This window comes from Niallia sp. HCP3S3_B10 (genome assembly GCF_052064465.1).
GTDB classification, from domain to species: Bacteria; Bacillota; Bacilli; order Bacillales; family Cytobacillaceae; genus Niallia; species Niallia hominis.
This window is the reverse complement of record NZ_JBQHVO010000001.1, coordinates 164,039-176,261: the sequence shown is the minus strand read 5'-3', so window position 1 is coordinate 176,261 and position 12,223 is coordinate 164,039. Positions and strand designations below refer to the sequence as shown.

Below are 12,223 nucleotides of genomic sequence, written 5' to 3'. Positions count from 1 at the left end.
ATGAACTTGATGCTTCTTTTTAGGAGGTGAACGTAAATGCCAAATATTAAATCTGCTATTAAACGTGTAAAAACTAGTGAAGCTCGTAATGCTCAAAACACTACAGTTAAATCTGCAATGCGTACTGCTGTTAAAAAGACTGAAGCTGCTATTGCTCTTAATGATACAACTGCTGCAAATGAAAGTTTTGTAGAAGCTGCTAGTAAATTAGACAAAGCTGCTGCTAAAGGTCTTATTCATAAAAATGCTGCTGCTCGTAAAAAATCTCGTTTAGCGAAAAGAAAAAATGCTTCAAACGCATAATGAGTAAAAAAAGACTATCAATTAGATAGTCTTTTTTATGTCTTTTTATTTATTCAGCTATAATATTAACCCCGTAAATCAAAATATAAACAAAAACAGTAAGAGGGGTTTTTCATCCTACTGTTTTTGTCACTATAAATTCCGCTCTCCTACATTCCATGTCCTAATTGAAATAAAATCATTTCTATCACCATATTTTTTGGCATGGATCCTGTTTTTAACTGATAATCGCCTTCTGCAAATAGTTGGATGCATTTTGTTAATTCCTCTTCTGTAAAACGCTGAGCTTGTCCTGCGGCTAGTTTCACTCGGAATGGATGGACTTTTAAAACAGAGGCAATTTGCTGTTGCCCATATCCTTTTTGAGCTAGTGCTTTTACTTGATAGATTAAGCGAAATTGATTTGCTATAATCGAAAGTATTTTTAATGGCTCTTCATTTTGCTTTAATAAATCATAATAAATCCGTAAGGCTTCATCCATTTTTTTAGAGATTACTTTATCGACAAGGCTAAAGATATTTTGCTCCAATGATTTCGCCACTAATTCCTCGACAATTTCCTTCGTTATTAATTTTGAATCTTGTACATATAAAGCCATTTTATCAATCTCAGATGTTAAAAGGGATAAATTTGTTCCCGCAAGACTTAGGATCATATCCAATCCATCTTCATTTATTTCAACCTGATTATATGCTGCACGCTGCTTGAGCCATTTCTTCAATTCTTGCTCATTTAATTTTTTGGCTTCCAAAATAGACGCTGCTGTTTTTAACTGTTTTGTTATTTTTTTCCGTTCATCTAACTTTTCGTAACTAGCGATAAATATCATTGTAGTAAACGGTGAAGGCTGTTTCAAATATTCCTCCAATTTCTTTACATTATGCTCTACCTTTGACTTTGTTTTTTCAGCCGTAAGGAAGAATGGATTATTTAAAACAATCACTTTTCTATCGCCAAAAAAAGGAATTGTTTCTGCATCCTCTATCGCTAATTCTACCGGAGTTTCCTCCAAATCATATGTAGATAAATTAAAATCCTCATCTTCCTCATTTAATAAAGATTGCAACAATAAATATTTCGTTTCGTTTATTAGAAAAGACTCTAGTCCGTATAATAAATAGACAAAAGAAAAATCTTTGCGTTTAATTTTTTTCCATAATTCTTCGATCATTTCTTCTCCCCATTCCCTAAATAACTCTTTAGCATAAACCATTACTAAACCATTATTATATACGAAACTCCTATTTGTTGTCCTCTTTTTCAAAAATTAGCTCATTTATTAACAGAAAGAAGGTCCTCGAGAAAACTCCTCTCTTGCTTAAGAAATTTCTTCAAAAAAGCTTGCTTGCTTTTCCAAAGAGTACTAGTAGCAAAAAAAGGGAATCAGAGAAACCTTCCTTCAATCTATAATGAACGTTACATATCAAGGCCTAGGATACTTCATATGTAACGGTGCACTTGTATTATTACTAGTGTGCTCGAATGGCTTTAATCTATTTGTGTCAAGTCTTGACAGCTTAGGAAATGCAAAACAAGTCATTTTTTATAAGTATTTTTTGTTCACAGGTAAGAAAGTAGAAACGTTCTAAAGTCCATTTGCTATCTAGCATATGCTGGCTAACAAATTTCAGGTCTCCTTTTGCGTAAGCAGACACAAAAAAGCTATCGCACTTTGTGTTTCCTTAATCTAGTCGCAGCGCTTAGGTGTTTTGGCGATGTGCAAAGAGCTTAAGCATATCTTACAGTGGGATAGGTATTAGAGTGACATTGTTTATTGATTTAGCCATTCTCATTTGCTATATTCTATGGAATTTGCAATTGAAACGTTCCACCTTTTTCGGAAAAATAAAAAGAAATTCCCCCATTTTCATCTGTTCTAAATACTTTGACTTTACTTTCTTTTAAAGTAGAAAGCACTTCTTGACTTGGATGGTTATAACTATTATTTTCCCCAACTGATATAATAGCAATTTTCGGTTTAAGCTGCTCAATAAATTCACTAGTAGAAGAAGTTTTGCTTCCATGATGGCCCACCTTTAAAATATCTATATCCTTTAAAAGCGGATAGTTAAGCATTAACGCTTCTTCTCCTTCCTTTTCTAGATCACCTGTAAATAACCATGTTCTATTGGCAATCTTTGCATAAATTACAATCGAACCATTATTCTTCGTTAAATCCTCTGTCTCAAAAGGAGCTAAAACTAAAAAAGCATCCTTCCCAGTAGTCCATTTTTTCCCTGCTTGAATAAAGTGAATCGGAATTTTTTTCTGCTTTGCTAACGATAATAGTCTTTCTTTTTCTATCGAAGATTCTTCCGTTACATTTGGATACATTATTTCTTTTACATTTAATTGCTCTATTACAGCTGTACTTCCTCCAATATGGTCTAAATCACCGTGTGTCAATATTAGTTTATCAATCGTAGATATCCCTTTACTTTTCAAAAAAGGAACTACTGTTTTTGCACCTACTTCAAAAGGATCTTTTCGTTTTTGCCATTCCTCCATAGGAAAAGTTACCGTCCCACCAGTATCAATTAAATAAGTCCCCTTATTATATGGCAATTGAATGAGAATACTGTCACCTTGGCCTACATCAATAAAAGTAATTTCGCCTTTTGCTGAATAAACATTGTCAATGTATTGAAAACTAATAATCAATATAGGGATAATATAGAGCCAATTCCTCGATTTCTTTGGCATAATTTCATACAAAAAAAAGAAAATCGGTAAACTGACAATATAAGCGCCAAGCAAAACAGAAGATGGTCTTCCGAGAACAAGCGTACTAAAAGGATAGCTAGCAAGCTTTAATACCAGTTTATCTGAAAACATTAACATAAGATCCAAAGGAAAAGAAAAAAAGGATAATATTTGTGGAAATAGAAAAGAGAGAATATAAAGGCTAATTAAATACGGCAAAACAATAATTGTATAAAAGGGGATATAAATAAGATTCGCTACTAAAGATAGAGTAGGAATTTCATAAAAATAATACAATATAACAGGAATTACTGCATATTCGGAAATAAAAGTAGTAAAGAAATACATTTTGACGGTTGAGGTATGATAAGACCTAATTAGAGTGGAAGAAAGGATGAGGAAAAAACAAACAATAAAGGATAACAAAAAACCAATATTAAAAAGATTCCGTGGGTCGATAATTAAGCATAAACAAAAGACTACACTGATTATATCAATCATCGGCAAGCCAGAAAAAATTCGAAATTTATTTTTGGCCAATAGTACCATGGAGGTCAAAACAGCTCTAACTACCGATGGACTTATTCCTGTCAATACAGCATAAACGGGCAAGAGTAGTAAAAGAATTGTGCTAGCCCTTTCTTTCGTAATTCCAGCTCGGATCATCACAAAATAAAGTATCCCTATTAATACGACAACATGGGAGCCAGAAATAGCTAGTAGATGGATAATTCCTAAACGCTGATACGCAATTTGGAGGTTTTCGTCCATCATTCCTCGTTCGCCAAAAATAAGCGCTTCTGCAATAGGTACGGTTGTTTCTGAAAAATGTTCAGCAATCCAGATAGTCCCTTTTTCTCTCAGCTGCTTTAATGAAAAGAGGAGATTACTTTCTTCCTTACAGTTTGTTAAATTTAAATCCTGTGTTGCAAGTAACCAATAAATTGAATCATTTTTAAGAAACTGTCTATAATCAAACCCATTCTCGTTTCTTTGCGAAGCGGGAAGCGATAATGACCCCTGTAGCATACAAGTTTTCCCAATCACTCGCTCACTTTCTAAAAAATTTTTTTCTTTTTCTGTATTCATTTTGTAGGAAACGATTAATTTTTCTTTCGTTTGTTTATCACGCCCAACGGTCCTCCACCTATCCCCGTCTATATCAGCTGACTCTAGGAAAGTAATGATAAAAGAAGAATCATCTTCGCTTATCTCCGAGTGGTTTCCTATATTGTCATAACTACCCCTCACAAGAAAAAGGAGAAAGAAACAAATGAGAAAACCACTTAATCCTAATGTGATTTTTTTAGCCAAATAAAGCCATAGGATAAAAAGAATATATAATAGATAAAAAAATAATGTTTGAGAAAAAGAGCATAAAATACCAAAAAATGCCGAAATGGCGAAGAATAGAAATCTAGTTTGAAACATAAATCGCTCCTATCTACTGCTGTAGATCGGAAAAGGAAAAGAATTATCAAATAGACGTCTTTGCTGTAGGGATAATAGAAAATAATTCTTCTGCTCTTTTTTCCAACGTTTCCACATTAACAGTATCCGTATTATTTTCCTTTAATTGCTTAACAAGTGCTTCCACTAAAGCCTTTTTCTCTTCTTTTTTATCAAAATCATTTCTCTCCACTTGTACTGTTGCAATATTAGCCTGTTCAAACAGCTCAAGTGCATACGGATGATTTTTATAATCTATTGCATAATACACTGTCTTAATCCCTGCTTGTACAATCGCCTTGCAGCATTGGAGACAAGGAAAATGAGTGACATATATATCTGCCCCATCTGTAGGAACACCAAATTTTGCACATTGTAAAATCGCATTCATCTCTGCATGAATGGTTCGTACACAATGATTATCAATGACATAGCAACCTTCGTCTATACAATGAACTCCACCAGCTATGCTACCATTATATCCACCAGCAATAATACGCTTATCTCGTACGATAGTCGCTCCAACTGCTAATCTTGTACATGTGCTTCTTAATGCTAATAATTCACTTTGTGCCATAAAATACTCATCCCATGAAATTCTATCCAATTCCCATTCACTCCCATTAATTATCAAAGTTATGCAATGCAATAATCTAATTCTTCATTTAGTTTATCGAGAAGTATGTTGTGAGTCAATTATGAAAAGGAAGCTAAGCCATGGACATAACTCACCTAAATTTTCTGTAAAACATTTGTCTATCACTTTATGGTAATGAATGCTTCTAATTTCTCATATGTTTTCTCGCCAATTCCACTTATGTTTTTGATATCCTCTTTTGTAGAGAAACCTCCATTTTGTTCACGATATTCAATGATTGCAGCTGCTTTGGAAGGTCCCACCCCTGGCAATTCAGTTAATTCTGTTTCACTAGCCTTATTTATATTTATTAATTCCTCATCTGAGGATAAGCTCGTCTGGTTTCCAGATTCGCTAATAATAGAATCTTCTTCCCCTATATATGGAACATAGATAATCATCTCATCTGTCACCTTCATCGCTAAATTCACCCCATTTTTTTCTCCTTTATCCAACATCCCTCCTGCTTTTTTTATGATATCATTCACTCGGTCTCCTTCCGTTGCTTCATAAACTCCCGGGTTTTTAACTGCGCCTTTTACATCTACAATCAGCAATTTATCTTGTAATCCCTCTTCCACACTATTACCATCTATCGCTGTTTCCTCCACACTGCTACCTGCAAATAAATCATCTTGCTGAATATAGTCTTCTTCCTCATTAGGTTGCATAAGGATAGGAGAATAATGATAAAGCACAAGAAAGAGTAAACAACCTAAAACAATAAAAATGAATTTTCTATTTTTTCGAAGCCAGTCCATGATAACTAATCATCCTTTCAGGTATATTTTTTATCTTTGCTTCATATCGTTATATGAGAAACCGCTCATTATAGGGGGGGAAGGAAAAATGAAAATTGGAATGATTGGTACAGGTAATATGGGGAAAATATTAATAGAAGCGATGATTGATGGAAATGCTATTTCCCCCGAAGACGTATTTATTTTTAATCGAACACTTTCCAAAGCATTAGAAATTAAGGAAAATTATCCAAACATAAATATATGCTCTAATGCTATTGAAATAGCAAAAGAAGCAGATCTTATTTTTTTATGTGTAAAGCCTCATGATATGTATGGTGTCTCTAAAAACATTTCTCCTGTTTTAACAAAGGATAAATGTGTCGTTTCCATTACAAGTCCAATTAGCCCTGACCAGCTTGAAACTTTCTTTAATTGCTCTGTTGCGCGGATAATTCCAAGCATAACAAATAGAGCATTAGCAGGCGTATCTTTGTTCTCTTTTGGAAGGAATTGTACAGAAGCTTGGAAAAATCAGCTGGAGAATTTCTATAAAAAGTTTTCGACTCCGTTAGAAATTGAAGATAATATTACGAGGGTAGCCTCTGATATAGTAAGTTGCGGACCAGCATTTTTTTGTTATCTTACTAGGAAGTTTATCGAAGGTGCGGTGGATGAAACGGAAATTGATTTAGAAACAGCAACTAAATTAGCTAGTGAAATGCTTATTGGGTTGGGAGAATTATTAAAGAAAGGTTATTATACTTTACCTACCTTACAGGAAAAAGTAAGTGTAAAGGGTGGTATCACTGGCGAAGGAATAAACGTATTAGAACGTCAACTAGGAGATACTTTTAACCAGTTATTTCAGGCAACACATGCAAAATATGAGGATGATCAGCTATCCCTTAAAAATCTTGTTTCAGGGCATAAAAATAGTTAATGCTAATAAAACATTCTATAAGACTAACGTAAATTCCTTCTTTCCATTTAAATTTTTTTATCCGCCTTTAAGATTTTCCAATCGGACATAAGAAAATGGAAATGATCCCTCTATGGAACATTTCCATTTTCTAATAATTATTTCAACTTAGATACTCTCTCACTTTTTCTTACAATAAAAGAAAATTCTTTCTGCATGATCCTCTATTGGACCATCAGAAAAATCTGCTTCTACTTTTAGAATAGCAAAACCAGTTTGCTCAAGCCATTCTCTATACTGTTCAACCGAATAGGTTCGTTGAAGATGGAGTTCATCGTAGCGAAAATACATATCTGTTTTTTCGTCAAGTTGAAAAAAGCTTAAATCATGCTCAACACTATTTGGATAGTCACCTTCGTAGCACTGCCAAATAAGGCTTACGTCCTCATCGTTGACAGCATAGGTTTGATTAATAAATAAATGATTCATTTTATACAAAGAATGAACATCGAATATAAATAGACCTCTTTCATCCAAATGTTCATAAACACTGTTAAATGTATTAACCACTTCTTCTTCTGTTTGTAAATAATTGATGGAATCACAGCATATACAAACAAGATCAAAAACAGGTAAACCTTCTAACTGAGACATATCTTGTTCAAGATAAAAAATCGATTCTCCTGCTTCCATCGTTTTTGCCTGGGCAACACTCAGCATATCCTCTGATAAATCAACACCAGTTACTTGAAAACCAGCCTGTGATAATCTAATCGCTAATTCGCCTGTTCCACATGCTAAATCTAGAAGGTTTGCTCCATCAACTTTATAATCGCTTGCTGCTTTTTTTATAAGCTCAATCCACTTATCGTATGGAACATCATTCATCAGTCGATCATAAAGATAGGCAAACTGCTCATAACTCATTGACTAATCACGCTTTCAATGTTTTCAACTGGCGCGTCTCCCCAAAGGCGTTCTAAATTATAATAAGTTCTTTCATCCCGGTGGAAAACATGAACGATAATATCACCTAAGTCAACTAAAATCCACTTTGCTTCATTATACCCTTCAAATCGTTTAACCGTGATGCCAAGCTCGCTAGCTTTATCTTTAATTTCATTTGCAATTGCTTGTACTTGCTTGTCTGAATTACCATGACAAATAACAAAATAATCTGCGACTAGAGAAATACCTTTCATATTTAGTGCAACAATATTTTCTGCTCTTTTCGCATCTGCTGCTTTTACTGCCGTCCATAATAACGTACGTTCATCCATTCAATCAACCTCCATGTTTTATACAATAACTATTATATGTTTCAAAACTCAAAGGAAATACTGCTCTATTATTCCGGATGAGAAACATGATCGTGTTTTTTACTGCTTGTAAAAATGCACGTTCAAAATCCAGTTCTGCTAATTCTCTAACTTCATCAACACCAGGAAAAGCTCTACCTGGTTCCATATAATCAGCCAAGTATACTATTTTTTCTAGCATACTCATTTCTGGTCTCCCCGAAGTATGGTATCTAATAGCATCTAGTATTTCCCTATCGTTAATTCCTACTTCTTTCTCTACTAGAAAAGCGCCAACTGGAGCATGCCAAAGTTCAGAATGAAACAATAAAAGATTAGGATCCATATTTTGCTCTAGGATAATCTGTTTCATTTCATCCTTCTGTCGGAATTTAGCGTAATCGTGAAAAATCGCTGCCATTTCTGCCTTTTCGACATTTCCGCCATATTTAGTCGCTAACTTAATAGCTGTTTCCATTACACCAATTGTGTGAATATAACGTTTTTCCGTTATCTGCTCTTTCACTATTTGTAATGCTTCCTCACGCTTCATATAATCGATTCTCCTCAATATATCTCTTTACTGCATCTCTTACTAAAAATGAAATGGTTTCTCCAGCTTTAACCCTTTCACGAATTAAGCTAGAGGAAATATTAATATCAGGAACCTTTACATACTGAACAGGATAATCTGTTTCAAGTTCATATTTAGGACGGTTTACACTAATGAATTGTACCATTTTCAAAAGCTCTTGAATTTTATACCATTTAGGCAGATATTCTACCATATCTGCTCCAATTATAAAATAGAAATCAATATCTGGATAAGCTTCTTCTAATAGCTTCATTGTATCGAAGGTATATGATTTTCCTTCTCTATCCATTTCAATTGTTTGGATTCGAAAAGAAGTGTGTGCCTCTATCGATAACTGTACCATGTCCACTCGATGAGCATTCGTTACGTCCCCTGATTTCATTTTATGTGGAGGTTCTTGGTTTGGCATAAACCATATTTCATCTAATTTTTTTGCATGTAGCACTTCATTCGCAATGATTAGATGACCAATATGAGGGGGATCAAACGTTCCTCCTAATATCCCTACTTTTTTCAAAAATATCGCCTCTTCTGCGGAATTAAGATGGTAAATTAATCGTTTTATTTTCTTTAGACTCTTTATATAACACGATTGTATTGCCAATAATTTGAACTAGCTCACTTTTCGTGCCATTCACTAATTCACTTGCAACGGTATCTTTATCTTCATCGCAATTTTGTAAAATGCTTATTTTCAATAATTCTCTTACTTCTAATGCTTCACTTATTTGCTTAATCATATTATCATTTACGCCACCTTTTCCTACTTGGAATATAGGACTTAAATGGTGTGCCTTTGCTCGTAAAAATCTTTTCTGCTTACCTCTTAACATGTTAATCCTCCTAATTGTGTCAAAACATTTTGCCTCATTCTAGTTGTATCTGGAAATACCCCTTGCCATTTTTCAAAAGCTAGGGCTCCTTGATATACAAACATATCAATCCCGTTTTGAGTTATTGCGCCTTTGGCTTTGGCATCTTTTAATATTTTTGTTTCCAATGGATTATAGATTATATCACTTACAAACGCACCCTCCATCACATTGCTCATTTGAATGGGAGAAGCATCTATTTTTGGTGACATTCCGATAGAAGTTGTTTGTATAATAAGACCATATTCTCCAAGCGTTTTTTCCGCTAGCGCAATTTCCATTATATTTGTTTTTACTGGATAAGGACATGCCTCTTTTAAGGCTTTTGCCTTTGAAATGGTACGATTGCAAATATCGACTTGTTCTACTCCATAATGAGCAAGAGTAAAATAAATACCCCTTGCAGCCCCACCACTTCCAATAATTAAGGTTCTTCGCTGTTTTATATCAGGAAGCTGCTTTAAAAGACCTTTTAGATATCCTTCTCCATCTGTATTATACCCAATCCATCGACCATTTTCACAAACTACAGTATTTACAGCACCAATAGCTTTACTCAACGGATCCAGTTCATCCAAAAAGGGAATAATAGCTTGTTTATGTGGTACGGTAACATTAAAGCCTGCCATGTTCATGTCCCTTAATTCACTTAAACCACTTTGCAGGAAATCCTTTTTTATATGTATCTTTTTCATCTCAGCATCTAATCCATAAAACTGAAAAAGATCATTGTGCATAATAGGTGACATGGAATGTTCGATTGGATCGCCAATTACTGCAAAATTCTTCCTCATACCGCTCTCCCTTTTCCCTTATGACATTTCTAATCCTTATATCAATGATTTACGAAGCATGGCATGAACCCCTTTTGGAACGTAAACAGATACTTGAATATTTGGTTCATTAACTGTAATCCAGCCTAAGCCCGAAAATACAATATCCGTCTTTGGCTCTTTTATGGAGAAATCGTGTCTTACTAATTCGGGAAATTCATCCATCTGTTCTCTGTTTGGAGGAGTTAATAACTCACCAGCATGCTTTTTATATAATTCATCTGCATTCTCCAATTTTGTTCGATGAATCATTATCTCGTTAGAAAAATAACAAACAAAGCTATTACGATCCCCTTTAACAAAATCAAATCGAGCTAGTCCACCAAAGTAAAGTGTTTGTCTGTCGTTTAATTGAAATATTCTCGCTTTGATTTCCTTCTTTGGAGTTATAACTTTTAAATCCTTTTTGTCAACAAAATGGGCCATTTGATGATGATTGATGATTCCCGGAGTATCCACTAAAAATTTCCCATCTGATAAAGGTATCTCAATGATATCTAGTGTTGTACCTGGAAAATGGGAAGTAGTGATTACATTTTCTTCTCCTGAAACCTCTTTAAGAATTCGATTAATAAATGTTGATTTCCCTACGTTTGTACAGCCAACTACGTAAACATTTTTTCCATTACGGTGATAATCAATTGCTTCTAAGACTTCCTTTACATTCTTCCCTCTTTCAGCACTAACAAGATACACATCTTCAGGTCTTAATCCTAAATCTTTCGCTTCTTTTTTCATCCAATTAACGACTTTCTGCTGTTTCACTGATTTAGGTAGAAGATCGACTTTATTTCCAATTAATAAAACCTTATTTTTCCCGGTAAAACGATGCAGACCAGGTAGCCAGCTTCCATTAAAATCAAATATATCTACTAATTTAACAATCAGGCTATCGCTTTTGCCAATCTCATTTAATATCTTTAAAAAGTCATCATCTGTTAATGAAACATCCTGTACTTCATTATAATGTTTTAAACGGAAACATCTTTGGCAAATTACCTCTTCTTTCTCCAGTGAAGAAGAAGGGGCATATCCTAATTCATTTTTATTATCCGTTTGAATGGCAACTCCACAGCCAATACAATGTATTCTTTCTGTCACTTATTAATCCTCCCAAGTCAATTTTCCGTTTCTACGAAACCAATTTAAAATTCTTCTTTCAATTTTCCGATTGATTCTTGTCATAAAACCATCTGTTTGTGCAACAGGAACTACTAAAATAGTATGAAACCCACTTCTATTTCCACCAAGAACATCTGTTAATAATTGGTCTCCGATTACTACTGTCTCTTCTTTTTTTACATTCATTTGCATTACTGCTCTTTTAAATGCTCGACCAAGTGGTTTGCGCGCAGCAAAAATAAAAGGAATATGCAATGGATCTGAAAATGACTTAACCCTCGTCTCCTTATTATTAGAAACAATTGTTACTTTAATATTATTTCTTTTCATTTCTGCAAACCATTCAATAATTTGCGGTGTTGCAAGCGGGCGATCCCATTCTACTAACGTATTATCTAAATCAGTGATAATCCCTTTAATTCCTTTTTCTTTTAAGCTTTCGGGTGAAATCTCAAATATATTTTTTACAAACTGATCAGGTAAAAATTGATTAAACACTTAAAATACACCTCTTGTCTCTTTTATATCTATGTTTTTACCAATATATATGCTTCTCTTTTTATGGTAACCATTTTTCACGGTAGAAGAAAGTAATATTATACCGTTTTTCTTCTTAAAGAAGATACAATATCTATTCTTTTTTTGATAATAATAAAATAATTTTCGACAAAAATCGCATTTTTCAACATATGTGGATAACATTATGCACATAATACCCATTGATTTACACGCCGTCTACATACTTCTC

The 12,223-nt window shown here is 34.0% G+C and carries 14 protein-coding genes; 2 read left to right on the top strand and 12 right to left on the bottom strand.

Features of this window, described 5'->3' with window-relative positions; translation table 11 throughout:
* Positions 1–36: 36 nt before the first annotated feature.
* Complete coding sequence (rpsT, locus tag ACTNDN_RS00860) at positions 37–303, top strand: 30S ribosomal protein S20 (RefSeq protein WP_031536581.1); 267 nt, start codon at positions 37–39, stop codon at positions 301–303.
* Between the two features lie 149 nt (positions 304–452).
* Here rpsT and holA read toward each other — a convergent pair whose 3' ends face one another.
* From holA to ACTNDN_RS00840, 4 genes are all read right to left on the bottom strand, one after another.
* Positions 453–1,475: a DNA polymerase III subunit delta gene (holA, locus tag ACTNDN_RS00855; protein ID WP_031536580.1), complete on the bottom strand. Its 1,023-nt coding sequence runs from the start codon at positions 1,473–1,475 to the stop codon at positions 453–455.
* A gap of 632 nt (positions 1,476–2,107) precedes the next feature.
* A complete protein-coding gene (locus tag ACTNDN_RS00850) occupies positions 2,108–4,438 on the bottom strand; it encodes a DNA internalization-related competence protein ComEC/Rec2 (protein ID WP_349204328.1) in 2,331 nt (776 codons plus the stop codon).
* A 46-nt stretch (positions 4,439–4,484) separates the two neighbouring features.
* Positions 4,485–5,063: a ComE operon protein 2 gene (locus ACTNDN_RS00845; protein WP_031536578.1), complete on the bottom strand. Its 579-nt coding sequence runs from the start codon at positions 5,061–5,063 to the stop codon at positions 4,485–4,487.
* A 152-nt stretch (positions 5,064–5,215) separates the two neighbouring features.
* The gene (locus ACTNDN_RS00840) at positions 5,216–5,854 is read right to left on the bottom strand and encodes a helix-hairpin-helix domain-containing protein (RefSeq protein WP_031536577.1); all 639 of its coding nucleotides are present in this window, start codon (positions 5,852–5,854) and stop codon (positions 5,216–5,218) included.
* 88 nt (positions 5,855–5,942) lie between these two features.
* Here ACTNDN_RS00840 and comER point away from each other — a divergent pair, with 88 nt between their 5' ends.
* Positions 5,943–6,776 (top strand): late competence protein ComER, encoded by an 834-nt coding sequence (gene comER / locus ACTNDN_RS00835; RefSeq protein WP_031536575.1) that lies wholly within the window; start codon positions 5,943–5,945, stop codon positions 6,774–6,776.
* A 159-nt stretch (positions 6,777–6,935) separates the two neighbouring features.
* On the opposite strand, the gene ACTNDN_RS00830 is transcribed toward comER, so the two are convergent.
* The 8 genes from ACTNDN_RS00830 to ACTNDN_RS00795 are packed head-to-tail and all read right to left on the bottom strand — an operon-like array spanning position 6,936 to position 11,973.
* Positions 6,936–7,682, bottom strand: coding sequence for a class I SAM-dependent methyltransferase (locus tag ACTNDN_RS00830; protein WP_031536574.1), 747 nt, complete (start codon positions 7,680–7,682; stop codon positions 6,936–6,938).
* A complete protein-coding gene (gene rsfS, locus ACTNDN_RS00825; protein WP_031536573.1) occupies positions 7,679–8,035 on the bottom strand; it encodes a ribosome silencing factor in 357 nt (118 codons plus the stop codon). The genes ACTNDN_RS00830 and rsfS overlap by 4 nt, the downstream gene beginning before the upstream one ends.
* A 4-nt stretch (positions 8,036–8,039) precedes the next feature.
* Complete coding sequence (gene yqeK / locus ACTNDN_RS00820; RefSeq protein WP_031536572.1) at positions 8,040–8,606, bottom strand: bis(5'-nucleosyl)-tetraphosphatase (symmetrical) YqeK; 567 nt, start codon at positions 8,604–8,606, stop codon at positions 8,040–8,042.
* Positions 8,596–9,165 (bottom strand): nicotinate-nucleotide adenylyltransferase, encoded by a 570-nt coding sequence (locus ACTNDN_RS00815; protein ID WP_031536571.1) that lies wholly within the window; start codon positions 9,163–9,165, stop codon positions 8,596–8,598. Before ACTNDN_RS00815 ends, yqeK begins: the two co-directional genes overlap by 11 nt.
* A 22-nt stretch (positions 9,166–9,187) precedes the next feature.
* Entirely contained in the window at positions 9,188–9,481 is a 294-nt protein-coding gene (gene yhbY, locus ACTNDN_RS00810; RefSeq protein ID WP_016202941.1) for a ribosome assembly RNA-binding protein YhbY, read from the bottom strand.
* On the bottom strand, positions 9,475–10,314 hold the full coding sequence (aroE, locus tag ACTNDN_RS00805) for a shikimate dehydrogenase (RefSeq protein ID WP_031536570.1): 840 nt from the start codon (positions 10,312–10,314) through the stop codon (positions 9,475–9,477). Before aroE ends, yhbY begins: the two co-directional genes overlap by 7 nt.
* Positions 10,315–10,350: 36 nt before the next feature.
* On the bottom strand, positions 10,351–11,454 hold the full coding sequence (gene yqeH, locus ACTNDN_RS00800; protein WP_235247946.1) for a ribosome biogenesis GTPase YqeH: 1,104 nt from the start codon (positions 11,452–11,454) through the stop codon (positions 10,351–10,353).
* A 3-nt stretch (positions 11,455–11,457) separates the two neighbouring features.
* On the bottom strand, positions 11,458–11,973 hold the full coding sequence (locus ACTNDN_RS00795) for a YqeG family HAD IIIA-type phosphatase (protein ID WP_235247945.1): 516 nt from the start codon (positions 11,971–11,973) through the stop codon (positions 11,458–11,460).
* Positions 11,974–12,223 lie beyond the last annotated feature (250 nt).